The organism is Hansschlegelia zhihuaiae (genome assembly GCF_004103825.1).
GTDB classification, from domain to species: Bacteria; Pseudomonadota; Alphaproteobacteria; order Rhizobiales; family Methylopilaceae; genus Methylopila; species Methylopila zhihuaiae.
Window position 1 is genome coordinate 153350 of record NZ_RYFI01000011.1, and the last position, 24809, is coordinate 178158.

Consider the following 24809-nt stretch of genomic DNA (forward strand, 5'->3'; position numbering starts at 1 on the left):
GGTGGCGGGCATGCGGCCGCCGCTCAGATCGGCCACCGACGGCGTCGCGCCGTCGTCGCGGGGCCTCGCACCGGGCGGCGTCATGGCGAGCGCGGTCTGGCCGCCCGCCGCCTCGATGCGCGCCATGACGGCCGACGAGATCGGGCGGCTCGACGGCGAGACCTGATCGCCGCCCGGCGCGCGCGGTGAGACGTCGGAGGCGCCTGCCTCACGGCTCGCGACCAGGGCTTCGATCCGCGGAAGCATCGACAGGCCGCTGAGGTCGAGCGCGGTCGCGGCCCGGATCGAGGGCAGCCCCACGAGCGCGTCGAGCTTCTCGACCGGCGCACGAGCGGCCGCCGGGACGGCGAGCTCGGCGGCCAGCACGGGGCTCCGGTCGCCCTTCAGGGTGCGGTCCACGAAGGGCGGCGGACGGTCCTGCTTGGTCGGCGCCTCGGGCGCCGCCTCCGGCAGGTCCAGCACTACGAGCCCGCCGCTGTCGAGCAGATCGGGCGGCGCGATCGGTCCACGCCCCGAGCCGAACAGGTCGGCGGCCTCAAGCGAGGCGAGTTCTAGCGGACGACGCGGCGCGACGGCGAGGTATCGCCCGCCGACATGGCCGCCGAGATCGGCGTCGGAGAGCAGGCTGGTGGCGTCCTGGCGGGCGATCGAGGTAGTGGCGAAGGGCGCGGCTGTTGCCGCGAGCAGGAGCGCGAGGAGCCGTCTGCGCATCGCGCCGCCGGTCCGGCGGGCGCGCCGGCGCGTCGCTAGTCCCCCTCGCCGCATGACGCCACGCACCTTGACTGCGGTCGGGACGGTCCGGGCCGCCGAAGCGCCCGGCCGCGACGCGACCAGACCGACACAGGGCGAAAGTTGTCGGTCCTTAACCTTGAGGAGCGGTTAACGGGGCTGCCGAGGAGCGGGAAGAGTGCGGAGCCTTCCCTTTGCATAAAGATGCGGATGGGCCCCGGCGGCTTGTCAATGATCCAGCCACCGCAACGAGGGCCGAAGCGTTGGTCCGCTACTCAAATCAAGTCTGACGGAGGACAAGGCTATGTCTCATGCCCGAAGCGGCGGCTTAGCAGGTGAGGCTATGCGAATCGCGGCCGGCGACGATCGCAGCCGCTACGACGCTTTCGGCGTCGCCTTGCATTGGACGACGGCGGTTCTTGTGGTCGCGCTGTTCGCGCTTTCTCAGATTTGGGAGTTCCTGCCCAAGCCCGAACGCCACCCTTGGATCGTGGCGCACATGTCCTTTGGGGTCATACTGACGGCGATGATCGTCATCCGCATCGCATGGCGGCTGATGCCCGGACATCAGGTCAGCCCGGCCGTCTCAGGCTGGGTCGAGACCGCGTCCAAGGTCGTGCACTATGTCCTTTACGCACTGCTCGCAGCCCAAGCGCTGCTCGGCTTCGCTCTCCGTTGGTCGGGAGAAAAGCCGGAGACGATGAGCTTCTTCGGATTGGAGTTCGGTCCATTCTTCCCGCCCAGCCCGAAGCCGCTTCACGAGTTCTTCGAAGAGTCGCACGAGTGGATCGGTTGGGCGATAATTATCATAGCCGCCGGCCACGCCTTCGCCGCGCTCTATCACCACTACGCGCTGAAGGACGACGTGCTGTGGAGAATGCTGCCAGGCCGACATGCGCGCCGGGCCGAGCGCGACGCGCCGGCGCCCTGAACCGGAACGGTCGCTTCTCACCCCCCGCCGGCCGACGCGCGACCATCCTGCTCGATCGCTGACGCATGCCGGCCGCGGCCCCAACATTCGTGTGGCCACGGCGGTCGCGTCGAGGGTCTGGCCCTACGCCGGGCCGTCCCGGGTGACCTGCACGCGAGGGTCGTCGACCGTGAGGGAGCAGTAGACCGGGTCGGACTGGACCGGCTTGCAGATCATGACGATCTCGTGCCGCCCCTTGCCGCTGATCGGAATCGTCCGCTTCCAGCGCTCTTCGCTGCTGTTCTCGGGGCCGAACACCTGGGCGCCGTTGTCGGTCACGACCATGGTGGACGCGCTGAGGCTGTAGCGGTTGATGGTCATGACCTTGGCGACGACCTGGATCTCGGCGTCGGTCTCCGACTCCAGAACCAGGCGGTCGAAGTTCTGCCCCTTGGTTCCCAACGGCTCCGCCGTCGCGGCCGGCGGCGTGACATATGCTCCAGTAATAATAAGCAAAGCAATTATTATAAGCTTTGGCATGGCCGCCTCCCGCCCAGATCGGCAGAATGATCGACTGTATTATATTCGTCCACTTATTTAGTTCTTATTACTGCAGCAGCGACCATAAGTATACGGACGGGCGCCGGTCTCTGGGGCCGGAGGCGTTCACGTCTCCCCGGCGAGCCTCGCCGACAGCGTGCGCGAGACCTCCGCCTCGCGGGCGAAGGGGCCGCCCTCAAGGCCCGCGAGCAGCGGGCGGGCGGCTCGCAGACCTTCCGCCCCGAAGCGGCCCTTGAGCGCAGCCTCGAGCCGCGCCTCGGCCTGGCGGCTGCGGCGGCGGTCGAGGCGGCCGTCGCTTCCGAGAAACCTCGAATGCGCCCTGAGATGCTCGACGAGGGCGTCGAGACCCTCTCCGGTCTCGGAGGAAACCAGCGCGACCGGCGGCTCCCAGCCCGGGTCGCCGGCGCCGCTCAGGCTCATCGCGCTTTCGAGGTCGTCGCGCGCGCGCCGCGCCGGCTGGCCGAGATCGGCCTTGGTCACCGCCACGACGTCGGGCAGCTCCATCACGCCGGCCTTGATGAACTGAAGGGCGTCGCCCGAGGCCGGCTGCACGGCGAGCAGGATGGTGTCGCCGACCAGCGCGACGTCCGCCTCGGACTGGCCGACTCCGACGGTCTCGACGATCACGCGGTCATAGAGCGCGCGCATCAGGATCGCGGCCCCGAAGGCGAGGTCGGAGAGCCCGCCCAGCCGGTCGCGCGCCGCATAGGAGCGCACGAAGACGTCGCGGTCTTCGGGGTCGGTCGGGATACGGGCGCGGTCGCCGAGCAGCGCGCCGCCGGAGCGCGTCGAGGACGGGTCGACGGCGATCACCCCGACGCTCTCGCCGCGCGCCCGGAAGGCGCGGACCAGCGCGCCGGTCAGCGTCGACTTCCCGACGCCGGGCGGGCCGGTGAGGCCCAGCACCTCGCCGCGCGGCGCGGCGTCCGCGGCGTCGAGCAGGCGGATCGCCTCCTCGCTGCCGGCCGCCCGCTCGAGGCGCGCAAGCGCGCGGGCGAGGCCAGGCTTGCCGGCGCCGCGCAACGCGTCGAGATCGGGAAGGGCGGCGTGCGTCACTGGCCGGTCGCGAGAGGGAGCCTTAGGAGGCCCCCATCTGCCATGTCTGCGGGCGGAACGCGACCGGCGGCGAGCCGGTCACTGCTTCGGCTGCGGCTTCAGTCTGTCGCAGCGCTCGCCCAGCATGACGTCGGCCTTCTGGAGCTTGGCGTTGAACTGCGCGTTCTTCTGCGGGCCGAACAGCGAGCGGGCGGTCTTGGCCTTGTCGACGTCGCCCATCATGAAGTCGAAGAACACCTGCCGCTCGGTCGGATCCTCCAACTGCGAATCGGCGACCGCCACGACGCAGGCGCAGAGGTCCTTCGATGCGGCGGTCTGGCAGCGGCCCAGATAGGCCTCGTCCACGGCCTTCTGCTGGGCGGCGTCGGCCGGCTGCTCGGGAGCGGCCTGCTGCGCAACGGCGGCGGTCGAACACATGATGACGGCCGCGGCCACGAGGCGGTGAAGCGAACGCATGCACAAACCCTCCAGATCACGCGCCGTCTCGCGCGGCGCTTCTTACGATCCGCTTACGTCTGGCATGGCCGCGTGGATCGAGTCACCCCGGCGCGGCGACGGGCCGCGCTTCAGGCGAGGCCGAGCACCGCGAAGCGGCGGTCCGGATCCAGCCATTCGCGCGCCACCGACCAGCCGGCCGTCTGCGCCAGCCGCGAGAAGCCATCGACGTCGTATTTGCGCGAATCCTCGGTGTGGATCGTCTCGCCCGCCTCGAAGCGGACGGCGCGGCCGTCGACCCGCACGGTCTGGGCCCTGCGGCTCACGAGATGCATCTCGACCGCCGACTTCGCCTCGTTCCAGCGCGCCTCGTGGGCGAAGGCCGCGAGGTCGAAATCGGCGCCGAGCTCGCGATTGGCGCGCTCCAGCAGATTGAGGTTGAAGGCCGCGGTCACGCCGGCCGCATCGTCATAGGCCGGGAGCAGGACGCCGAGGTCCTTCCTCAGGTCGACGCCGACGATCGCCTTGCCCTGCGGGCCGACATGGGCGCGCATGCGCTTCAGGAATTCGGCGGCGTCGGGCGGCGCGAGGTTGCCGATCGTCGAGCCCGGGAAGAAGGCGACGCGCGGCGGCAGCCTGGGCAGGTCGGCGGGCAGGTCGAAATCCGCCGTGAAGTCCGCGACCACCGGCCGGATCTCGATATAAGGGAAGCGCCGCTCGATGCGCTCGGCGGCGTCGACGAGGAAGTCGCCCGCGATGTCGACCGGGACATAGAGCGCGGGACTTTCGAGCGCGCCGAGCAGGATCTCGGTCTTCACGCCGGCGCCCGCGCCATATTCGATGAGCACCGCGCGCGCGCCGCAGAACGCGGCCATCTCGGCGGCATGCGTGCGCAGGATCGCGGTCTCGGTCCGGGTCGGATAATATTCGGGGAGCTGCGTGATCTCCTCGAACAGCGCCGAGCCGCGGTCGTCATAGAGCCAGCGGCTCGGCAGCGTCTTGCGCGTGGCCGTCAGCCCCGCGACCACGTCGGCCCGGAACGCCTCGCGCTGGGCCTCGCGGAAATCGACCCGTTCGAGCATCAGGCGTCCTCGGCGAGGCGCAGACCCGAGAACTGCCAGCGCTTGTCGGGCTGGAAGAAGTTCCGGTAGGTCGCGCGGATATGGCCCTCGGGCGTGGCGCAGGAGCCGCCGCGCAGCACGTATTGCCCGTTCATGAACTTGCCGTTGTACTCGCCGACCGCGCCTGCGGCCGGCCTGAAGCCCGGATAGGGCGCAAACGCGCTGCGGGTCCATTCCCAGACGTCGCCGAACATCTGGCGGAGGCCCGAGCCGGCCGCGCCGGCCGGCCGCGGGCGGAGCCGACCGAGGCCGCCGCCGGCGAAATTGCCGTCCTTCGACAGGCCCTCGGCCGCCCGCTCCCATTCGAACTCCGTCGGCAGGCGCTTGCCGGCCCAGGCCGCATAGGCGTCGGCCTCGAAATAGCTGACATGGGCGACCGGCGCGTCGCGGTCGATCGGCTGCATGCCCCGCAGCGTCATCGCCCACCACTCGCCGTCGCGCTCCTCCCAGTAGAGCGGCGCGGACCAGCGATGCTCGAGGATCTGGGCCCAGCCGTCGGAGAGCCAGAGCAGCGGGTCGCGGTAGCCGCCGTCCGCCATGAAGTCGAGCCACTCGCCATTGGTGACGCAGCGGTCGGCGAGCCGGAAGGGCTGGATCAGCGCCTGGTGGCGCGGCCCCTCGCAGTCATAGGCGAAGCCCCGGCCGTCATGGCCGATCTCCACGATGCCGCCGTCGAACGCGACCCACCCAGCCTCGCCCGTCGCGGCGCGGACGGGCAAGGGCGACGGGTCGCGATAGGCCGGCTTCAGCGGGCTCTGGGCGAACAGATGCAGGATATCGGTGAGCAGAAGCTCCTGATGCTGCTGCTCGTGGTGCAGGCCGAGCTCGATCAGCTCGGCGACCGGAGGCTCGACCCCGCCATACAGCAGGTCCTCGACCGCGCCGTCGACATGCGCGCGATACTCCGTCACGCGGTCGAGATGCGGCCTCGTGATCATGCCGCGCCTGGGCCGCGGCTGCCGCTCGCCGACGGAGTCGTAATAGGAGTTGAACAGGTAGTTGAAGCTCTCGTCGAAGACCCGGTAGCCGGGCGCATTCGGCTTCAGCACCATGGTCTCGAAGAACCAGGTGGTGTGCGCGAGGTGCCACTTGGCCGGGCTCGCGTCCGGCATCGACTGAACGGTGGCGTCGGCGTCGGAGAGCGGGGCGGCGAGCGCGCGGCTGCCCGAGCGGACCCGGTCGAAGGCCGTGAGCAGATCCGCGCCCCGCCGAGGCGCGAGAGCCGTGAGGGCTGCCATGGGGTCTCCTTCAATGCGTTCGCGGGTCGTTACGCCCGCGAGAGCGGACGCGTTACGCGGTCCGCCTGTTGATCGCAGAACAAAGCGGGGCCGACGAAGTTCCCTAATGTGGGCGCCGGAACGGATGCAAAAACGCGAGTCTTCAGCGCGGCTTGCGCAACATGGCGCGGATTGGCGGCGAGGAGCCGGCCTGGATCACGCCCGTGGACTCGAAGCCATGGCGCTCATAAAGGCTGACATTGGCCGGATTGGAGGACTCCAGATAGGCCGGAAGCCCGTCGCGGTCGCAGCGATCGAGCGCGTGACGGAGCAGGACCGAACCCAACCCCTGCCCTTGTCGCCTTGGATCGACCCCGATCATCGGAAGATACCAGCACGGCTCGGCCGGATGGTTTTGCTCCATCTGCTCGAGCACGGCGTAGACGTCGTTCTTGAGCTCCACCCCGACCGCCTCCTCGAAGATCGCCGCGAGCGCCTCCTCGTCCGCGTCGACGCCCGGCGGGAGCCAGAGCGCGGAGCCTGCGAAACCGCCGACCTGATGCGCGCTTCCATGCTCGAAGGCGCGTCCGCCAAAGGCGCTGACGATGGCGGGGAAGTGTCTCAGGAACCCGGCCGCGTCGCCGAGCGACCAGCGGGCGACCGGATCGGCCGCGAAGGCGAGCGTGATGGTCGCGACCGCCCGCTCCGCGTCTTCGGGCGCGGCTTCCGTCGCTTCGAGCGTCGAACGATCCACGGTTCCCTCTCCGGGCCTCGCAACGCGATTAGCACTCCTGGCCCGCCGGGACTAGAACATAACAGGAACGTGATGACCTATGCGGCCTTGGCCTTCCCCTTGGCGTCGGCCGCCCGCGCCTTCAGCGTGGCCTGGGCTGCGGCGAGACGGGCGATCGGCACGCGGAAGGGCGAGCAGGAGACGTAGTCGAGCCCGACCTCCTCGCAGAACTCGATCGATGCCGGGTCGCCGCCATGCTCGCCGCAGATGCCAAGCTTGATCTTCGGCCGGACCGCCCTGCCCCGCTCCACGCCGAGCGCGACCAGCTCGCCGACGCCCTCGCGGTCGATCGTCACGAACGGATCGTAGGCCAGCAGCTTCTTGTCGACATAGTGGCTGAGGAAGGGCGCGGCGTCGTCGCGGCTGATGCCGAGTCCGGTCTGGGTCAGGTCGTTGGTGCCGAAGGAGAAGAACTCCGCTGTCTCGGCGATCTCGCCGGCGCGCAGCGCCGCGCGCGGCAGCTCGATCATCGTGCCGACCTGATAGGCGAGCTTCTGCCCCGTTTCTTCGGAGACCGCCTTCGCCATCGCGTCGATGCGCGCCTTCACGAAGTCGAAGTCGGCGCGGCCGACCACGAGCGGCACCATGACCTCGCAGGTCACCGGCTCGCCCGTCGCCTTGCCGGCCTCGGCCGCGGCCTCGAAGATCGCGCGCGCCTGCATCTCGGCGATCTCCGGATAGGCGATCGCGAGGCGGCAGCCGCGGAAGCCGAGCATCGGATTGAACTCGGCGAGCTCCTCAGCCCGGCCGCGCAGCTTCTCGGGGTCCGCGCCCATCGCCTGCGCGACCTCGGCGATGTCCTGATCGGTGTGCGGCAGGAACTCGTGGAGCGGCGGGTCGAGCAGCCGAATGGTGACCGGCAGCCCCTTCATGATCTCGAACAGCTCGGCGAAGTCCGCCTTCTGGAAGGGCAGCAGCTTGGCGAGCGCCTTCCGGCGGCCGGCCTCGTCGTCGGCGAGGATCATCTCGCGGACGGCGACAATGCGGGCCTCGTCGAAGAACATGTGCTCGGTGCGGCTGAGCCCGATGCCCTCGGCCCCGAAGGCGAGCGCGGCGCGCGCGTCGTCGGGGGTCTCGGCGTTGGCCCTGACCTTCATGCGGCGGATCTCGTCGGCCCAGCCGATCAGCGTGCCGAAATCTCCGGAGAGCTCCGGCTCAATCATGGCGACAGCGCCGTCGAGAACCTGGCCGGTCGAGCCGTCGATGGTGATGACGTCGCCGGCCTTGAAGGTCCGGCCCGCGACGGTCAGCACGCCGGCCTTCTCGTCGATCCTCAGCGAGCCTGCGCCCGAGACGCAGGGTTTGCCCATGCCGCGCGCGACGACCGCAGCGTGGCTCGTCATGCCTCCGCGGGTCGTGAGGATGCCGGCGGCCGCATGCATGCCCGAAATGTCCTCGGGCGAGGTCTCGGCGCGCACCAGGATGACGCTCCGGCGCTTCTTGTCCTCGTCGAGCCGACCCGCCGCTTCCTCGGCGGCCTCGGAGGAGAACACGATCTCGCCCTGGGCCGCGCCGGGGGAGGCCGGCAAGCCGGTCGCCACGATCTTGCGCTCGGCCTTCGGATCGATGGTCGGATGCAGCAGCTGGTCGAGCGAGGCCGGATCGATGCGCGCGACCGCCTCCTCCTTCGACAGCACGCCCTCGTTGACGAGGTCGACGGCGATCTTGAGCGCCGCCTTGGCGGTGCGCTTGCCATTGCGTGCCTGCAGCATCCAGAGCGCGCCGCGCTCGACCGTGAATTCAAGGTCCTGCATGTCGCGGTAATGGGCCTCGAGCCGGCGCGCGGTCTCGACGAATTCGGCGAACACCTCCGGCATGCGGGCTTCGAGCGACGGCGCCTTGACCTTGCCCTCGGCGCGCGCGGCTTCGGTGATCGGCTGCGGGGTGCGGATGCCCGCCACCACGTCCTCGCCCTGCGCGTTGATCAGGAACTCGCCATAGAGCCGCTTCTCGCCGGTCGAGGGGTCGCGCGTGAAGGCGACGCCGGTGGCCGAGGTCTCGCCCATATTGCCGAACACCATGGCCTGGACGTTGACGGCCGTGCCCCAGTCCTCGGGAATGCGGTTGAGCTTGCGATAGGTGATCGCCCGGCTGTTCATCCAGGACGAGAACACCGCGTCGATCGCGCCCCAGAGCTGGGCGCGCGGGTCCTCGGGGAAGGGTTCGCCACGCTCCTCGGCGACCTTCGCCTTGTAGCTCCCAACCAGCGACGCGAGGTCGTCGGCGTCGAGCTCAGTGTCCTCGACGACGCCCTTGCGCTCCTTCAGCCCCTCGAGCAGGTCCTCGAAATGGTGATGCTCCACGCCGAGCACGACGTCGGAATACATCTGGATGAAGCGGCGGTAGCTGTCATAGGCGAAGCGTCGGTCGTCGGCGTTCCTGGCCAGGGCCTCAACGGTGCGGTCGTTGAGGCCGAGATTGAGAATCGTGTCCATCATGCCCGGCATCGACGCGCGCGAGCCGGAGCGGACCGAGACCAGCAGCGGGTTCTCGGCGTCGCCGAAGCGGCGGCCGGTGATCGCCTCGATGTGGCGGAGGCCGGCGTCGACCTGCGCCGCAAGATCGCTCGGGTGAGAGCGGCCATTGGCGAAGAAATGCGTGCAGACCTCGGTCGTGATGGTGAAGCCCGGCGGGACCGGCAGGCCGATCGACGCCATCTCGGCGAGATTCGCGCCCTTGCCGCCGAGCAGGTCGCGCATGTCGGCGCGCCCCTCCGCGCTTCCTCCGCCGAAGGTCAGCACCCACTTGGTCATCGCGCTGGTTCTCCTGCTCGTCGCATCGCGTTCGCATCTGCGAGATCGTGGCCGCGTCCCGTCGCATGACGCCGCGCCCCGCACAAGCGCGGAAAGACATAGGCCGCGATGCGCCATGGAGAGGCGCCGAGCGCGATGATAGGAGGGCGCGGACGCTCCGGCGACGGAGCCCAGGACGAGGACATCGTTTCAGGTGGCAGGCCACGTTCAGAGACCAGCGATCCCGATCATCGGGGCCTCGATCCCACGCTCGGGCCATCATCATCTGGCGCGGCTGGTCGAGGATTATTTCGGGCCGAGGCTGAAATACTGCTCGGTCTACGACGTCGTCGGCTGCTGCCGGCAGGCGCCCTGCGCGAAGGCCGAGGGTCGCGCCATGGTCTTCCAGAAGAGCCACGACTTCGCGTTCCGTCTGCCGCGGGACATTTCGGGCGCGATCTATCTGATCCAGCACCGCCACCCGGTCTCCAACGCGATCTCGGGGGCGGAGCTGCGCTCCCGCAAGAGCGGCATGCGCCCGCCGAGCGAAAGTCTTGGCGCGCGAATAAGATATTACGATTTCCTCGCTCATCGCCTCGCCTACTACAAGCGTTTCCACGACAAATGGATGGTCGCGCCGCCCGCGCGCGCGGCCCTTATCGACCACGCCCGCCTGGAGCACGAGCCAGAAGCCGTGCTTCAGGAGATCGCGGAGCTGGTCGGCTCCCCGCCCGACCAGGAGCGCGCCGCCGCGACGGCCACCAGACTGCGCGACCGCGGGGGCGGCCGGAAGGCGACCTACGCGCCGCGGGTCGTCGAGGACAGTCGGTTCTTCGATCGCGAGGCGCTTGCGGCCTACGAAGCCGCGGTCATCGAGCATTGCCCGGCCTTCGGCTTCGCGGCCACGCTGGGGGGAACGGGCTATCGGCGCCACCCCGTCTGGCTGCTGGCCCGCCTGCGTCACGGCTTCGGCCGCCCCTTCCCGCCCGACCGCAGCTCCGAATTCGACTGAACCGCCTCCAAGCCTGCGACGCGCAGACGTCCCGCATGCTTCGAGACGTCGTCCTGAAGGACGACTCCTCGAGCCGTGTGGAAGGTTTGTGCTCCGGCGTTCTACACGATCCTCATGCTGAGGAACCCGCCTGAGGCGGGCGTCGGGCACGCGGGACGTCGGCGCGGCGCGTCACTCCCGCCACACCGACTTCGCAAGCGCAAAAATGCTCTTGCGACCCACTTGCAAAAACCGGAGTTGCGATCGATTATCAGTAGCGATCCATTATGAGGCGGCAGTGCGAGGCGAGACCGATGCGATGACCGACATCGCCCAAGGACAAGCGGCGTCGCCCTTCTCCGGCTGGCGCGGAAAGCCCGGCGAGGCGTCGCTGTCGGAGGTGAACGCCTCGGTCCGCGTGGGCGGCCGCACCCCGATCCGCCGCTTCCTCGCCTTCTTCGGCCCGGGCTATCTGGTCGCCGTCGGCTACATGGACCCGGGCAACTGGGCGACCTCGCTCGCCGGCGGCTCGCAGTTCGGCTACGCGCTGATGGCGGTGGTCGCGCTCTCGAGCCTGATGGCGATCCTGCTGCAGGCGCTCTGCGCGCGGCTCGGCGTCGCGACCGGCCGCGATCTCGCCCAGGCGTGCCGCGACGCCTTCCCGAAGCCGGTCGCCTATCCGCTCTGGGTGCTGGCCGAGGCTGCGATCTGCGCCACCGACCTCGCCGAGGTGATCGGCACCGCGATCGGCCTCAATCTGCTGTTCGGCATCCCGCTCGAGATCGGCGTCGTCATCACCGCGCTCGACGTGTTCCTGGTGCTGATGCTCCAGCGGGTCGGCTTCCGCTGGATCGAGGCCTTCGTGATCGGCCTGCTGCTGGTGATCGCGTCCTGCTTCGCGATCCAGCTCGCCATGGCGGACCCGGACCTCGGACAGATCATCCGCGGCCTCGCCCCGACCACGGAAATCGTCAAGAACCCCGAGATGCTCTACATCGCGCTCGGGATCGTCGGCGCGACCGTGATGCCCCACAACCTCTATCTGCACTCCGCCGTGGTGCAGACCCGCGGCTACAAGCGCGACTCGGCCGGCAAGCACGAGGCCATCAAATGGGCGGTGACCGACTCCACCGTCGCGCTCGCCTTCGCGTTTATCATCAACGCCTCGATCCTGATCCTTGCGGCCGCGGCGTTCCATGCGAACGGTCGCACTGAGGTGGCGGAGCTCGGCGAGGCGCACACGCTGCTCGGGCCGCTGCTCGGCGGCGCCATCGCCGCGACCGCGTTCGGCGTCGCGTTGCTCTGCTGCGGCCTGAACTCGACCGTGACCGCGACGCTCGCCGGCCAGGTGGTGATGGAAGGCTTCCTGCGCATCCGCCTCGCGCCGTGGCTGAGGCGGTTGATCACGCGCGCGATCGCGATCACGCCGGCGATCTTCGTCACCCTGCTCTACGGCGAGAGCGGAACCAGCAAGCTACTTGTTCTGAGCCAGGTGATCCTGAGCCTGCAGCTGCCCTTCGCGGTGATCCCGCTGGTCTGGTTCACGGCCAGCCGGTCCAAGATGGGAGAGTTCGTCGCGCCCCGCTGGATGTCCGCTTTGGCCGGGCTGACCGCCGCGGTAATCGTCACGCTGAACGTGAAGCTTGTGATCGACTTCGTGTCCGGCGGCTAGCAGCGGCCGCCCCTCGTCGCCGCGGGTTTCGACCTCGTCGAGCCGGACGAAGCGGACGCCGGCCTTGGCGAGCGCACGGACGCCGTCCGCCGCCCCCTGCCCGGCCGGGCGGCCCGGCTGGTTGATGTGGGCGATCACGACGTCGCCGCTTTGCGCCGTCTCGAACCGCCGCTTCACCACATGGGCCGGCAGCGACGCCCCCATGTCGCCATTCACCGAATATCCGGCCACCTTCATGCCGCGCTCGGCGATCAGCGCCAGCGCGTCGCGGCTGTAGCGGGCTGTCGCGCCGCGGAACCAGAGCGGCCGTGCGCCGGTCGCGGCCTCGATGGCGCTCGCGCCGCCGTCGATCTCGGCGCGGACGCCCTCGATCGTCGCGGCCGAGCGAATGCCGAACACCGAAGCGGCGTCCGTCACCGCCGGCACATGGTTCGCGCCGTGGTTCTCGATCTCGAACAGGTCGGGGCGCGCGCGGAGCTCGGCGAAGGCCGCCGGGTTCTTCTTCAGCCAGCGTTCGGTCACGAAGATCGTGGCCTTGGCGTTCGCGGCGACCAGCGCGTCCATGATGCGCCGGTCGAAGCCGCTCGAGCAGGCGTCGAAGGTCAGCGCGACAGTGGGGGCCGCGCCGTCCGCCACCACCTTCAGGCGAGGCTCGAACTCGATCGCCTCTGCGGACTGGACGCCTGCCAGACCAAACACGCAGGCCGCGAGCAACGGCTTTAGTCTCACGGCGTCTTCCCCGAGAATTTTCCGCAAACAACTTACCACGGCGATGGATTCGCTCCCGCATTGCGGCCAAAGCAGGACAGCCGCCACGCTTGGCCTCGCGCCCGTCGCGCACTAGCCTTCGCGCCCGCGCCGGGCGAACGGCGCCGGGCCTTCAGGAGACGCAGGCGTCGTGAACGGACGGTTAAGCGCGGCCCGCGCGCTGGTCATAGGGGCGCTGACGCTGGCCTGCTCGACCGCGCAGGCGGAGCGGCCCGAAGATTTCTGGTCGGTGGGCCGGCCGAAGGAGGGACAGAGCTACAAGCTCGCGCCGGTCTCGGCCTTTCCGGTGCCGACGCCCGCCGACCAGCTGCCGACGCCGCGCCTCAAGGTCCCGGAGGGTTTCAAGGTCGAGACCTGGGCGAGCGACGTGCTCGACGCCCGCATGATGCGCGAGGGGGCCAAGGGCACGCTGTTCGTGTCGTCGCTGTTCGTCGCCAACAAGGTCTACGCCGTCCTCGATAAGGGCGGCCGGCGCGAGGTCAAGGTGGTGGTCGACGACACCGCCCTGCCCAACGGCGTCGAGTTCAAGGACGGCGCTCTCTATGTCGCGACGCCGCGCAAGATCCTGCGCTTCGACGACATCGAGAACCGGCTCGATTCTCCACCCGAGCCCGTCGTGGTCTATGAAGGCTTCCCGCCCTCGTCCCAGCATGGCTGGAAGGTCCTGAAGTTCGGACCGGACGGCAAGCTCTATGCGCCGGTCGGCGCGCCCTGCAACATCTGCGTGCCCGACAAGGGTCAGGCGCGCATCCTGCGGATGAAGCCGGACGGAACCGGGGTCGAGACGGTCGCGGAGGGCGTGCGCAATTCGGTCGGCTTCGATTTCGACCCGCGCTCGGGCGATCTCTGGTTCACAGACAATCAGCGCGACTGGGTCTCGGACGACATGCCGCTCGACGAGCTCAACCATGTCACCCGGCCGGGCAAGCAGCATTTCGGCTTTCCCTATTGCCATTCCGGCCTGATGGTCGATCCCGAGTTCGGGGGCGGCCGGCAGTGCTCGGAGTTTTCGCCGCCGGCGGCGCTGCTCGGCGCCCATGCCGCGCCGCTCGGCATGCGGTTCTACACCGGCCGGATGTTCCCCGAGAAATACCGCGACGCGATCTTCATCGCCCGGCACGGCCCCTGGAACCGCCCGCAGAAGGACGCCGACGTCGCGGTCGCCTTCCTGAACGACAGGCGCGAGGTCGTCACGGTCGAGCCGTTTCTCACCGGCTTCGTGCAGGACGACGAATATGTCGGCCGGCCCGTCGACGTCCATGTGATGAGGGACGGCTCGCTGCTGGTTTCCGACGACCACAACGGGGCGATCTACCGCGTGTCCTATGTGGGCGAAGGCGGCGCAACCGCGAAGCCTTGACGGGCGTTGCCCTGGAAAGGCCGCCGCTGGCGGCCTGTTCACGAGGATCGCCGCCATGGGCCTGTTCACGCGACGCTCGTCTCTGTTCGGCCGCAGCCGCACGCTCGACCGCGACCCGCTGGTCGGACGCGGCGGCGGCTATTACGCCATGCTGACGCCGCCTTCGCTGCCGCTGTTCGTGATCTCCGCGGTGCTGGCCGCCGGCGCGCTGCTGTTCCGCTACGCCGGCGTCGACGTGCCGGTCGTGACCTCGGCCAACGCCTTCGACATCCTGGCGATCGCCTATGCGATCCTCGTGGCGGGCGTGCTGCTTCCGAGGTTCTGACGAGCGGCGCGCGGCAAGCGGTCCGCGCGACGCCCGCTCGCGTCACTCCGGCTCGAAGTTCAGCGCGACGCCGTTGATGCAGTACCGCAGGCCAGTGGGCGGCGGGCCGTCCGGGAAGACATGGCCGAGATGGCTGCCGCAGCGAGAGCAGTGCGCCTCGGTGCGGCGCATGCCCCAGCTCGTGTCCTCGGTCGTGGCGACCGAGCCTTCGACCGGCGATGAATAGCTCGGCCAGCCGGTGCCGCTCTCGAACTTGTCGCCCGAGCGGAACAGGGCCTGGCCGCAGCCCGCGCACACGAAGGCGCCCTTGCGCTTCTCGCCGAGCATCAGCGCGCAGGTCCCGGCGCGCTCGGTGCCGTGGCGGCGCATCACGTCGTACTGCTCCGGGGTGAGCAGCTCGCGCCACTCGGCGTCGGTGCGGGTCACCTCGAAGGTCTCGTCGAGCATGTCGGCTCCATTCGGTTCGGGGATGGTTGGTCGAACGTAGTTACGACGGACGCCGACCGCACGTTACGCGCTCGAACGTGCCGCCTCGGCGTCCGTTCGTGCCGTCGTCCCCTTGCGGCCGGCGGACCGGCGCTTCGCCTCCGCGAGGCACGACTCAACTGCGTCACGAAGGCTGAAGGCCACGGCGTCGGCGCGGACGGACTTGGCGAGCTCGGCGAAGTCCAGACCTCGATCCGTCTTCGACCAAGCCCCCACTACGATATGCGAATGCGGCAGGCGGCGGCGGAGGCGGCGCACGATCAGCCTGAGCGGCGTCTCCTCCGGGTCGAGCGTCACGGCAAGAACGATCGAGGCGCCGGCCGCCTCCATCTCCACGACGCCGCTGGTCAGGAGGAAGTCCTCGTCCTCGACCTGGGGGCTGAGCCCATGTTTGCGCATGATCTGCGCTACGATGAATGCCCCAGCCTCCTCGACGGGCGTGCGGCCGCCCACGCAGCGCACGCGGAAGTCGGGGTCCGTCTGCTCAGGCTCAGGCGGGCCGGGCGTCAAGTCCGCCGCTCCGGCGTCGGGATCCGGCTCCGACGCCTCGATGGCCGCAACGGTCTCCGGGTCGGTCGCGGCCCCGCCGTCCTCCGCCGGGTCGACGTCGTCGAAAGCGTCGAGATAATCCACGAGATCGGCGACCGAGGTCTTCAGGGTCGCGAGTCGCTCGCCCTCGACCGCGCCGCGCTCGGCGTCGGCCTGAGCGAGCAGGAGACCCGGGAAGGCCACCTCCTCGTAATAGGCCGAGAGCGACTTCTCGCGCAGATACTCCTCGGCCTTCTCGGCCGCCTCGGCGGGGTCGCCCGCCAGCATGCGTTGGTAGAACAGCTCCGGGGGGGTCAGCGTCGGGCGGTCGCCGAACAGCGTGTCGAGGAAGGCGAGGCTCTCGACATGCCTGCCGAGCACGACGAGGCATACAGTGAGCGGGGTCGCGAGCACCAAGCCGATCGGGCCCCAGAGCGCCGTCCAGAAGGTCGCGGCGACCACGACCGCGACCGGAGACAGGCCGGCCGAGCGGCCATAGACCAGCGGCTCTATGACGTGTCCGACGATCGGCTCCACCACCGCGAACAGCGCCGCGGTGGCGATCACCATCGTCCAGCCGGGATCGACCGCGGCCGCGAGGGCGAGCGGGAACACCGCCGCGATGAAGGCGCCGACATAGGGCACGAAGCGTAGCACCCCGGCAACGATGCCCCAGAGCGCCGGACTCGGCACGCCGATCGCCCAAAGCCCGACGCCGATCGTGATGCCGAAGCCCGCGTTCAGCGCGAGCTGCGTGAGCAGCAGCCTCGACAGCCGCCGCGCCGCGTCGTCGACCGCCGCGGTGGTCCGCTGGATGTCGCGCGCGCCGGCGAGGCTCATCAGCCGGTTCCGCAGGTCCTCCCGCTGCAGCAGGATGAAGATCACGAACACCACGATGATGCCGGCCGTCGCCATCGGGTGGAGCAGCGGCGCAGTGATGTCCCGAAGGTTTTCGAGCGCAGTCGGCGGGCGCTCGAACACCTCGACCAGCGGCGGCGCGTTCTTCGGGCGCCCGCCCGGCTCGGCCTTCTCCCCCGGCCTGATGGTGACGCCCTCGGGGGCCTCGAACTCCTTGCCGAGGCTCTGCAGCATGTCGGCTGCGCGCTCCAGAGTTCCGGAGCCGAAGGTCCAGCCGCGCAGCGACTGGATCTTGTCGCGCATCGTGGACTGATATTGCGGCAGATCGCCCGCCAGCTGGCCGAGCTGCCCGGCGATGGTGGCGCCGAGACCGAGCACGACCCCGAAGGCGAGCGTGACCGCGACCAACACCGCGGCGGCGCGCGGGACCCGGGCGCGCTTGGCGAGGCTCACGACCGGCGACAGCACGAAGGAGAGCAGCAGCGCAAGCGCGATCGGAATCAGCAGGTCGGCGCCGACATAAAGCGTCGCCACCACGCCCATGCCGATGATCGTCCAGGCGGCCGCCAAGATGACGCCGCCGCCGTCCGCCAGAGTGCGGATCCGCGTCGCAGACCGGTTGCTCACAGAACGTCCGCTCGCATTCGCGCGCCAGAGCGCGACGTCGCCCGACCCGTCAACGCCTTGGCGCGCCAGCGGTTCCGGCGGCTCACGGTCCGCGCTCGCCCGCGGCGGGCGAGGCCGGAGGGTCCGGGTCCTCCGACGGACCGGCGCGTGCGCCCTCGTCCGGCGGGTTCAGCCGCCAGTTCCGGACGCGCGCCTCGTCGCCCGCCACAGTGAGCCGCAACGCGTTGCCATAGGCGTCGGCGTAGTCGAGGACGCAGGATGTCGGCGTCCCCGAGCATGTCCCGCCGGAAACGCCGCGATCCCGGAGCGGCTTCGCGGCCGGATCGTCGGCGCGCCCAACGGGCGTCTCGGCCTGCCAGCCGGCGTCGAGCAGTTTCGTATTGGCGTCCCCGAGTTCCATGCCCTGGCGCAGGAAACCGAACTCCGCCGCCCGCTCGCCCGACGACGCGCCAGCGCCCTGCGCGACCGGCGGCGCCTCGATCGGGTCGGGCCCAGCCGCGCAGTCCCGCAGCAGTTTGATCGCCCGTTCGGAACCCGACAGCCGCGCCACGAGCGAGCGGCCCGCATAGGTGAGCTTCACGCCGCGCGAGGCTTCGATCAGCCGCGCCAGCGCGCCGTCGGGAGCCTTCTCCATCAGGTCGAACAGCACCGTGTTGGCCGAGATCGCCGCGCCCTTGAGCAGGATCGGGGGCGAGTCGTCGAACGTCGCGGCGCCGATCGCCTCCTTGCCCATCTCGAGCTGGAGCTCGCGGCTGCCGAGCCCGATGCGCAGCCCGCCCGCGGCGTTGGCGTAAACCACCAGAGCGCCGCCGCGGACGTCTCGTCCCATCGCGCAACCGCTGTCCTTGTCGCCCGGCAGGCGCGCCCCCACCCAGCCGCGATGACGGAACTCCTGGGCGTGCGCTAGGGTCCCGACGCCAAACGAAATCGCCAGCGCCAGCGCTGCAAGCCTGAGCAGTCTCATGCGTTTCGGCCTCGCCTCGCCCTCGCGCCGACATTCTAGGCCGCCCCGCCCGACAAAGAAGTGCGGCGCCTGCGCCGCCCGAGCGCGTCGAGCGGTCCCGCGGACATCCGGAACGATGAACGGACCAGGGACGTTGCCCTGCCGAGGGCGAAGTGCGCGGGTCCAGCCTGCGCCGTTCGTGAGGCGAATTCATCATGAAGACCATGCTGCTCGCGACCGTGGCTTCGGCTGCGCTCGCCTTCCCGTTGGCCGCCCTCGCCCAGGACGGCGCCGCGCCCCGGCAGACGGCTGATACGCTGCTCGATCGCGCGACGCCGCCGGGCGCCGCAGCCAAGGCGGAACCGCGAACCGAGCCGAAGCCGGCCCAGACGGCCGCCTCGAACGTCGAACAGCCGGCGCCGACGTCACCGTCCCCCGACGCGACCAAGACGACGGCTGCGCCCGCGGAGTCCCGGCCTCAAAAGACCGCAGCCGCCACGGCCGAGTCCGAACTCCTGGCCGACGGTCCGGAAAAACAGCGACGCAACCGATCCGAAGCGCCGTCTCGCCCCGAGACGTCCGACGCGGGCCGCGACGACCGAGACCGGCGGGCGCGCGAAGCTTCGATCCGAACCGACCAGCGCGCCGGAGACCGGCGGCGCGACGCCTCCGAGCGGTCGGCCCGCTCGGAGATGCGGACGCGCGAGCGCGCTGGCGCCGAGGTCTCGGTCGAGTCCAGGCCGGGCGACCCGGAGCGGACAACGCGCGCGCCTCGCGTCGCGCGGTCTTCCGACGCCGTCGAGAGCAGACTCGCGCGTCGCGAACGGGAGTCGACCTTCGAAGCCGACGCCCGTATGCGCGGCGGCGAAGGACGCCGGCCCGCCGCGTCGGCGCGCTACGTCGTCAGCGCGTCCCGCCAGAGCGACGAGGATCTCGAGATCGAACTCGCCCGCCGGGCTGCGCGACGCCACATCGCGGACTCCGGTTATGTCGACGACACGGACTTCGACAGCAGGGACCGCGTGATCGCCGTCAGGCCGCGGTCCTACCAGCGGGTCTATGTCGTCGAGGACTGAGCCTCCGCGGCAGCCATCGACCTGCCGTATGGCCGACGGACGGACCTGTCGAAGGTGTTCCGGCCAATGATGACCGAGCGATTACTAAACAGCGGCAGGAATTCGCCAAACACGGATCACGCCGTCGCAGATTTGGTGTTGTCGCATTCCGTCGCTTGAGTAATCTCGCCGAAGCTTCACAGGCGGCTTCGGCGGGGGTCTCATGCTCAAGGTTCTCGGCGCGGTCGCGGCGGCCGCGTTACTCTGTGCGGGAGCAGCCGTCGCAGGCGAAGCGGTCGACATTCCGGCGATCATCGGCGAGCCGTCGGCGGCGAAGCCCGACGACCTGCCGAACCCTCCCGACATCTACAGCCGGAACGGCGTTCTCGAAGCGACGCTGACGGCGAAGCCCAGCCGGATCACGGTCGCGGGCCGGAGCTTCACCAGCAATGTCTATAACGGTCTCTACATTCCGCCGACGTTGCGTCTGAACCCCGGCGACACGCTGAAGCTTTCGCTGGTCGACCAGATCGGCCGCGCCGACATCGAGATCCGCCGCAAGCAGCCCACTAATGTGCACTACCACGGCACGGATGTGACGCCGAAGCCGCCGGGCGACGACGTCCTGACCGACGCGCAGCCGGGCGAGACCCGCCACTACGTGGTGCCGTTTCCCGAGGACCATCCGCGCGGGCTGCACTGGTACCACCCGCACGCTCATGGCTATGTCGAGAAGCAGATCCTGTCGGGCATGTCCGGAATGCTGATCGTCGAAGGCGATCTCAAGCGCCACTATCCCGAGTTCGTGGATCTGCGCGAACGGGTCCTGGTCCTGAAGGACATCTATCTGCCGGGCCAGGACCAGAACACGGCCAAGATCAAGACGATCAACAGCTATCTCGATCCGAGGATCCGCGCGCGGCCGAACGAGTGGCAGGTCTGGCGGCTTGGCAATCTCGGCGCCGACGCCTTCTTCCACCTCGCCCTCGACGGCCATGACTTCTGGACGATCGAGCGCGACGGCAACGTGCTACCGAAGCCTGAGCGGCAGGCGAGCGTGTTCCTTTCGCCGGGCGCGCGGGCCACGGTCCTGGTGTCGGCCGGCAAGGCGCCGGGCCGCTTCAAGCTGCGCTCACTGAAGATCGACACCGGCCCGCAGGGCGACCCCAATCCGGAGGTCGTGGTCGGAACGCTCGACGTGTCGGGCGAGCCTGTCGAGGAGAAGGGCGTCGCGGCGCGGCTCGAGGAGCCCGCGGCGCATCGCAAGTCGATCTCCCCGCGGGCCGTCGATCTCAAAAACGCCCCGATCGCCCGCGAGCGCACCTTCGATTTCTCGGAGTCCGCCAACGGCAACCGCTTCTTCATCAACGGCAAGCAGTTCGACGAGAACGTCGTCGACACCACGGTGCGGCTCGGCGACGTCGAGAAGTGGACGATCCGCAACCTCTCGGGCGAGCTCCACGTCTTCCACCTGCACCAGACCGCCTTCCTCGTGCTCGACAAGAGCGAGGGCGTGCAGGAGGATTCTCCCGGCATGCGCGACGTGATCAACCTGCCTTACGCCCAGGACGCCAAGCCGGGCGTCGTCACCCTGATCATCCCCTTCACCAATCCGGTGATGCTCGGCCGCTTCGTCTATCATTGCCATGTCGTCGGCCATGAGGACGCCGGGATGATGCAGATCATCCGGGTGCTGCCGCCCAAGACCGCGGCCGAGCAGCTCTGGTACGGGCTGAACCGTCTCGCGGGCCTCAATACGCCGCCGCCCTGGTGGCCGGAGCGCGCCCGCCGCGCCGCGCTCCTGCCTGAGGCCGACGAGCTGTCGGCCGCGCTCCGCGGCGAGATCTGCGTCACGCCGTCCGACGACGAGGAGGCCGACGAGCCGACCGTCGCGGCGAGCCTCGCTCTGTCGGGCAAGGGCCCGATCCCGCCCGCGGCCGCCCCGCGGGAGTGAAACGCTCCGTCGCGCGGTCGTCGCCGTCGCCGCCGTGTCGCATCCCCCGCGGAATATCTCCCCAACGCAGGCCGCCGCGGCCTAATCTTTCAATCGCGGGCGGGACGGGCCCTCCCGACATCAAGGACGAGAGCGATGAGCACGATCACCGTCAAGGACGGCGCCGAGATCTCCTATAAGGACTGGGGTCCGAAGGACGCCGCGCCGATCGTCTTCCATCACGGCTGGCCTCTCAGCGGCGACGACTGGGACGGCCAGATGATGTTCTTCCTCGGGAAGGGTTTTCGCGTCATCGCGCATGACCGCCGCGGCCACGGCCGTTCCAGCCAGACCTGGACCGGCAACGAGATGGACACCTATGCGGAAGACGTGAAGGAGCTCGCGGCCGCGCTCGACCTCAAGGGCGCGGTGCATGTCGGCCATTCGACCGGCGGCGGCGAGGTCGTGCACTATGTCGCGCGCTCAGAGCCCGGCCGCGTCGCCAAGGCGGTCATCATCGGCGCCGTGCCGCCGATCATGCTGAAGACCGAGAACAACCCCGGCGGCCTGCCGATCGAGGTGTTCGACGGCTTCCGCGCCGCGCTGGTCGCCAACCGCGCGCAGTTCTACGTCGACGTCCCGGCCGGACCGTTCTACGGCTACAACCGCGAGGGCGCGAAGGTCGACCAGGGCGTCATCGACAATTGGTGGCGGCAGGGCATGATGGGCGGCGCCAAGCCGCATTATGACTGCATCAAGGCCTTTTCGGAGACCGACTTCACCGAGGACCTCAAGGCGATCGACGTCCCCGTCCTCGTCATGCATGGCGACGACGACCAGATCGTGCCCTACGCCGACAGCGCGCCGCTCTCCGCCAAGCTGCTGAAGAACGGAACCCTCAAGACCTATCCGGGGCTGCCGCACGGCATGTGCACCACCCATCCCGACATCATCAACCCGGACATGCTCGCCTTCATCCAGAGCTGAGCCCGCGCGGATGCGGGTCCGGCGGGCGCCGGACCCGCATTCAAACGCTTGTCAAAGTCGCGTCGCGGCTGTCTTCTATAATTCTTTATCGGTTGATCGAACGGGGCGGCTCGGCCGACCCGCTCCGCTTTCGGGAGTCGTCGGGGCATGCAGGACCTCGAGACCTATTCCGCGCTGGTCGCCGACATCTACGAGCTCTCGGGCGAGCATCGCCGCTGGGAGACGCTGCTGGCGCGGATCGCGCCCTTCGTGGGCGGACGGGTCGCCCAGCTCGCCGTGTTCAGCGTCGACGCGCCCCTCCAGCCGGCCTGGGCCGTGACCGGCATGCCGCGCGACGCCTACCGGAACTTCATCTACCGCCACGCCAGCGAGGACCTCCGGCTGCCCTTCATCCTGGCGAACCAGGGCCGGGTGATCCGCGCCGAAGACGGCGTCGACGAGGCCCGGTTCCGCGCGACGCCGTTCTACCGCGAGATGGTCGAGCCGCTCGACCTGCCCTTCAGCCTGGTCTCCTATTTCGCTCGCGAGGGCGACGTGATGGCGACGCTCGCGGTGATGCGCGGCCGCGACGCCGGGCCGTTCGACGAGGAGGAGCGCTCGCGCCTCGGCCTGCTCGCGCCGCATCTCCGCCGCGCCTTCGAGCTGTTCGCGCTGCTGCAGAAGGCCAAGGCGCAGGCCGACGACATCGGGGCCGCGCTCGACCTCGTGGACGCGGGCGTGTTCCTGGCGAGCGGCGACCTCAGGGTCGCGCATGTCAACCGCGCCGGCGAGGAGCTGCTGAAGTCCGGCCACGGGGTCGCGATCCGCGCCGGCCGGCTCGCCTTCTCGGACGCCGCGGCCGGCCGCGAGCTCTGCGCCGCGGCGCGGCGCGCGCTCGATCCCGGGGCGGCGGCTTCGGCCGATCACATCGAGGCGACGCTCAATGGCTGCGAGGCGCCGCTCAGGGTCTCGCTGCACCCGCTCGGGCGGGACGGCCTGCGCGCCAGCCTCGCGCCGCTCGCAGAGCTCGCGGTGGTGGTCCGCAAGCCCGGCCGGGCCAGCCGGATCGACGCCGAGCGACTGATGGGCGCGCTGAAGCTCACCCCGGCGGAGGCGGCGCTCGCGGCGTCGCTCGCGGCCGGCGGCTCGCTCGACGACCACGCCCGCGAGCGCGGCGTGAGCAAGGCCACCGTGCGCACCCAGATCAAGGCGCTGTTCGCCAAGACCGAGACCTCGCGGCAGGGCGCGCTGGTGGCGGCGCTGCGCGAGAATCTCGACGTCACCCTGATGTGACGCGCCGCCCCGGCGCCTGACGGCCGGAGCGACGCGGGACCGGCCTCAGGGCTTGATCAGCTGACCCGTCAGGCTCTTGCCGTCCGAGGTGTAGAGCACGACCGCCGAGCCGTCCTCGAGCGCGAGCATCTGGGCGAAATCGGGCTTCGCGACGCCGGCGATCCGCGCCGTCGGGCCGACCGCCTTCAGCGTGGCGTTGAAGGTCGTGAGCGCGAGCGCCTGGTCCTTGGCGCCGTCCGCGACCTTGGCCCCGACCAGCAGCCCGCCGTCGGTCAGCGGATGCGCCGCATAGGGCTGGTCCAGCATCTCCTTGACCAGGGTCTTCTCCTTGCCGACGGTCTTCCAGCTCTTGTCGTAGAGCTGGGCGGTGAGCTTGGCGCCGCCGCCCGTCTTCCTGGCGGAGGTGACGACCGCGATCTCGCCGCCCGCAAGGCCGATCGCCGAGGTGAACACCACCTCCTCGAGCGGCCCGGTCTCGGTCAGCGCCTGTTCGGGCCCCGTGGGCTTGCCCTTGCCGTCATAGATCCGGGCGAAGACCCTGCCCTTCTTGAACGACTTGTCCATCTCGACCCACTGCGCGATGAAGCCGTCGAGGAACGGGAACGCGCCGGAGAACTGGCTCTTCGGCCGCGAGAAGTCGATGACCGCCTTGTCGAGCTTGCCGTCCGCCGAGACGAAGCGGCCGGCGCCGGTCTGTTCGCGGGTCTGGAAGTTGATCGAGGTCCACCAGGCGAGGCCGCCCTGCTTCAGCGGCACCAGCGCGCCGACCGAGACCTGGTCGGTCTTCACGGCGTCGATCTCGACCTCCTTGCCGACCTTTTTGCCGCCCTTCATCTCCTGCCCGAACAGCCCGCCGCTCGCGAGCGGCGGGGTGAAGCGCAGGTCGAAATAGGACACCAGCGCCCCGCCGCCCGACAGCGCCAGGCCGCCCGACGGGAAGGTGCTGACGACGCCGGTCATGCCGGGCTTGCCCTTGGCGACCTCGGCCTTCTTGCCGTCCGGCTTGCCCTTGGCCTTGAACAGCTGGAGCCACACCGTGTCGGCCCCGCCGTCGGAATTGGTGTCCCCGGCGAAGCTCACGCCGAAATTCGCGCCGCCGGTCGCGAAGGTCGAGGGATAGACCGCCTGGCTCGCGGTGGTCTTGTCGATCGCGAAGGCCTGGCCCTCGAGGCTCGCGGCGGCGGCCGGCGCGGCGGCCGCGACGGCGAGAGCGAGCCCGCAGGCCGCGGTGACTGTCTTGCTGCGCATGCTGATTCCCATGCCCTGTTTCAAAGGGCGCCATTTCTGGAATGAACGTTCCGGAGTGTCCATCCGGCTTCGGGTCCGTACGACTACCTATTGATCCGGGGGTTTTGGGGGTCAGCGCGGGCGGATTTCGCTCTCCGCGCCGCCCTTCCCCTGCCCTTTCTTCTCCCTGCCCCGCGGCGGCGGGGAGGGGGGACCGGCGCGC

The 24809-nt window shown here is 69.7% G+C and carries 21 protein-coding genes and 1 pseudogene; 9 read left to right on the forward strand and 13 right to left on the reverse strand.

Going from position 1 to position 24809, the window contains the following annotated elements:
* Positions 1 to 711 (reverse strand): hypothetical protein (locus tag EK403_RS22385; protein WP_206659539.1); only part of this gene is annotated, 711 nt, incomplete at its 3' end.
* 361 nt (positions 712 to 1072) lie between these two features.
* On the opposite strand from EK403_RS22385, the gene EK403_RS12865 reads away from it, so the two are divergent.
* Positions 1073 to 1660, forward strand: a complete 588-nt coding sequence (locus EK403_RS12865) for a cytochrome b (protein ID WP_206659540.1) — start codon at positions 1073 to 1075, stop codon at positions 1658 to 1660.
* A 123-nt stretch (positions 1661 to 1783) separates the two neighbouring features.
* Here the strand turns inward: EK403_RS12865 and EK403_RS12870 are convergent, their stop codons facing one another.
* The 7 genes from EK403_RS12870 to ppdK all read right to left on the reverse strand — a co-directional run bounded on the left by EK403_RS12870 (position 1784) and on the right by ppdK (position 9575).
* A complete protein-coding gene (locus EK403_RS12870; RefSeq protein ID WP_128777880.1) occupies positions 1784 to 2179 on the reverse strand; it encodes a hypothetical protein in 396 nt (131 codons plus the stop codon).
* 126 nt (positions 2180 to 2305) lie between these two features.
* Complete coding sequence (locus EK403_RS12875) at positions 2306 to 3256, reverse strand: ArgK/MeaB family GTPase (protein ID WP_128777881.1); 951 nt, start codon at positions 3254 to 3256, stop codon at positions 2306 to 2308.
* Positions 3257 to 3334: 78 nt separating this feature from the next.
* A complete protein-coding gene (locus EK403_RS12880; protein ID WP_128777882.1) occupies positions 3335 to 3712 on the reverse strand; it encodes a hypothetical protein in 378 nt (125 codons plus the stop codon).
* 110 nt (positions 3713 to 3822) lie between these two features.
* Positions 3823 to 4773: an L-histidine N(alpha)-methyltransferase gene (gene egtD, locus EK403_RS12885; RefSeq protein ID WP_128777883.1), complete on the reverse strand. Its 951-nt coding sequence runs from the start codon at positions 4771 to 4773 to the stop codon at positions 3823 to 3825.
* Positions 4773 to 6050, reverse strand: a complete 1278-nt coding sequence (egtB, locus tag EK403_RS12890) for an ergothioneine biosynthesis protein EgtB (protein WP_128777884.1) — start codon at positions 6048 to 6050, stop codon at positions 4773 to 4775. The genes egtD and egtB overlap by 1 nt, the downstream gene beginning before the upstream one ends.
* 142 nt (positions 6051 to 6192) lie before the next feature.
* On the reverse strand, positions 6193 to 6783 hold the full coding sequence (locus EK403_RS12895) for a GNAT family N-acetyltransferase (RefSeq protein ID WP_128777885.1): 591 nt from the start codon (positions 6781 to 6783) through the stop codon (positions 6193 to 6195).
* 77 nt (positions 6784 to 6860) lie between these two features.
* The gene (gene ppdK / locus EK403_RS12900) at positions 6861 to 9575 is read right to left on the reverse strand and encodes a pyruvate, phosphate dikinase (RefSeq protein ID WP_128777886.1); all 2715 of its coding nucleotides are present in this window, start codon (positions 9573 to 9575) and stop codon (positions 6861 to 6863) included.
* Between the two features lie 193 nt (positions 9576 to 9768).
* Between ppdK and EK403_RS12905 the strand changes: the two genes are divergently transcribed.
* Both EK403_RS12905 and EK403_RS12910 read left to right on the forward strand, forming a co-directional pair.
* Complete coding sequence (locus EK403_RS12905) at positions 9769 to 10566, forward strand: hypothetical protein (RefSeq protein ID WP_128777887.1); 798 nt, start codon at positions 9769 to 9771, stop codon at positions 10564 to 10566.
* Between the two features lie 298 nt (positions 10567 to 10864).
* The gene (locus tag EK403_RS12910) at positions 10865 to 12217 is read left to right on the forward strand and encodes an Nramp family divalent metal transporter (RefSeq protein ID WP_128777888.1); all 1353 of its coding nucleotides are present in this window, start codon (positions 10865 to 10867) and stop codon (positions 12215 to 12217) included.
* A 240-nt stretch (positions 12218 to 12457) separates the two neighbouring features.
* On the opposite strand, the pseudogene EK403_RS23205 reads toward EK403_RS12910, so the two are convergent.
* Positions 12458 to 13033: pseudogene (locus EK403_RS23205) on the reverse strand (polysaccharide deacetylase family protein); the annotation flags it as partial.
* An 82-nt stretch (positions 13034 to 13115) separates the two neighbouring features.
* Between EK403_RS23205 and EK403_RS12920 the strand changes: the two are divergent.
* Both EK403_RS12920 and EK403_RS12925 read left to right on the forward strand, forming a co-directional pair.
* Positions 13116 to 14345, forward strand: coding sequence for a PQQ-dependent sugar dehydrogenase (locus tag EK403_RS12920; RefSeq protein WP_245479680.1), 1230 nt, complete (start codon positions 13116 to 13118; stop codon positions 14343 to 14345).
* Between the two features lie 55 nt (positions 14346 to 14400).
* The gene (locus EK403_RS12925; protein WP_128777889.1) at positions 14401 to 14670 is read left to right on the forward strand and encodes a hypothetical protein; all 270 of its coding nucleotides are present in this window, start codon (positions 14401 to 14403) and stop codon (positions 14668 to 14670) included.
* Between the two features lie 42 nt (positions 14671 to 14712).
* On the opposite strand, the gene msrB is transcribed toward EK403_RS12925, so the two are convergent.
* From msrB to EK403_RS12940, 3 genes are all read right to left on the reverse strand, one after another.
* Complete coding sequence (gene msrB, locus EK403_RS12930; protein ID WP_128777890.1) at positions 14713 to 15117, reverse strand: peptide-methionine (R)-S-oxide reductase MsrB; 405 nt, start codon at positions 15115 to 15117, stop codon at positions 14713 to 14715.
* 63 nt (positions 15118 to 15180) lie between these two features.
* Positions 15181 to 17169, reverse strand: a complete 1989-nt coding sequence (locus EK403_RS12935) for an AI-2E family transporter (protein ID WP_245479681.1) — start codon at positions 17167 to 17169, stop codon at positions 15181 to 15183.
* 82 nt (positions 17170 to 17251) lie between these two features.
* Complete coding sequence (locus EK403_RS12940) at positions 17252 to 18133, reverse strand: hypothetical protein (protein WP_128777891.1); 882 nt, start codon at positions 18131 to 18133, stop codon at positions 17252 to 17254.
* 194 nt (positions 18134 to 18327) lie between these two features.
* Between EK403_RS12940 and EK403_RS12945 the strand changes: the two genes are divergently transcribed.
* The 4 genes from EK403_RS12945 to EK403_RS12960 all read left to right on the forward strand — a co-directional run bounded on the left by EK403_RS12945 (position 18328) and on the right by EK403_RS12960 (position 23359).
* On the forward strand, positions 18328 to 19188 hold the full coding sequence (locus EK403_RS12945) for a hypothetical protein (protein ID WP_128777892.1): 861 nt from the start codon (positions 18328 to 18330) through the stop codon (positions 19186 to 19188).
* A gap of 202 nt (positions 19189 to 19390) precedes the next feature.
* Positions 19391 to 21121, forward strand: a complete 1731-nt coding sequence (locus tag EK403_RS12950; protein ID WP_128777893.1) for a multicopper oxidase family protein — start codon at positions 19391 to 19393, stop codon at positions 21119 to 21121.
* 135 nt (positions 21122 to 21256) lie between these two features.
* Entirely contained in the window at positions 21257 to 22087 is an 831-nt protein-coding gene (locus EK403_RS12955; protein ID WP_128777894.1) for an alpha/beta fold hydrolase, read from the forward strand.
* A gap of 147 nt (positions 22088 to 22234) precedes the next feature.
* The gene (locus EK403_RS12960) at positions 22235 to 23359 is read left to right on the forward strand and encodes a helix-turn-helix transcriptional regulator (RefSeq protein ID WP_128777895.1); all 1125 of its coding nucleotides are present in this window, start codon (positions 22235 to 22237) and stop codon (positions 23357 to 23359) included.
* A gap of 45 nt (positions 23360 to 23404) precedes the next feature.
* On the opposite strand, the gene EK403_RS12965 is transcribed toward EK403_RS12960, so the two are convergent.
* A complete protein-coding gene (locus EK403_RS12965) occupies positions 23405 to 24607 on the reverse strand; it encodes a hypothetical protein (RefSeq protein ID WP_128777896.1) in 1203 nt (400 codons plus the stop codon).
* Positions 24608 to 24809 lie beyond the last annotated feature (202 nt).

Coding starts and splice junctions, on each gene's coding strand:
- EK403_RS12865 (WP_206659540.1), top strand. CDS start 1,073: ATGCGAATCGCGGCCGGCGACGATCGCAGCCGCTACGACGCTTTCGGC.
- EK403_RS12870 (WP_128777880.1), bottom strand. CDS start 2,179: ATGCCAAAGCTTATAATAATTGCTTTGCTTATTATTACTGGAGCATAT.
- EK403_RS12880 (WP_128777882.1), bottom strand. CDS start 3,712: ATGCGTTCGCTTCACCGCCTCGTGGCCGCGGCCGTCATCATGTGTTCG.
- egtD (WP_128777883.1), bottom strand. CDS start 4,773: ATGCTCGAACGGGTCGATTTCCGCGAGGCCCAGCGCGAGGCGTTCCGG.
- egtB (WP_128777884.1), bottom strand. CDS start 6,050: ATGGCAGCCCTCACGGCTCTCGCGCCTCGGCGGGGCGCGGATCTGCTC.
- ppdK (WP_128777886.1), bottom strand. CDS start 9,575: ATGACCAAGTGGGTGCTGACCTTCGGCGGAGGAAGCGCGGAGGGGCGC.
- EK403_RS12910 (WP_128777888.1), top strand. CDS start 10,865: ATGACCGACATCGCCCAAGGACAAGCGGCGTCGCCCTTCTCCGGCTGG.
- EK403_RS12925 (WP_128777889.1), top strand. CDS start 14,401: ATGGGCCTGTTCACGCGACGCTCGTCTCTGTTCGGCCGCAGCCGCACG.
- msrB (WP_128777890.1), bottom strand. CDS start 15,117: ATGCTCGACGAGACCTTCGAGGTGACCCGCACCGACGCCGAGTGGCGC.
- EK403_RS12940 (WP_128777891.1), bottom strand. CDS start 18,133: ATGAGACTGCTCAGGCTTGCAGCGCTGGCGCTGGCGATTTCGTTTGGC.
- EK403_RS12945 (WP_128777892.1), top strand. CDS start 18,328: ATGAAGACCATGCTGCTCGCGACCGTGGCTTCGGCTGCGCTCGCCTTC.
- EK403_RS12950 (WP_128777893.1), top strand. CDS start 19,391: ATGCTCAAGGTTCTCGGCGCGGTCGCGGCGGCCGCGTTACTCTGTGCG.
- EK403_RS12955 (WP_128777894.1), top strand. CDS start 21,257: ATGAGCACGATCACCGTCAAGGACGGCGCCGAGATCTCCTATAAGGAC.
- EK403_RS12960 (WP_128777895.1), top strand. CDS start 22,235: ATGCAGGACCTCGAGACCTATTCCGCGCTGGTCGCCGACATCTACGAG.
- EK403_RS12965 (WP_128777896.1), bottom strand. CDS start 24,607: ATGCGCAGCAAGACAGTCACCGCGGCCTGCGGGCTCGCTCTCGCCGTC.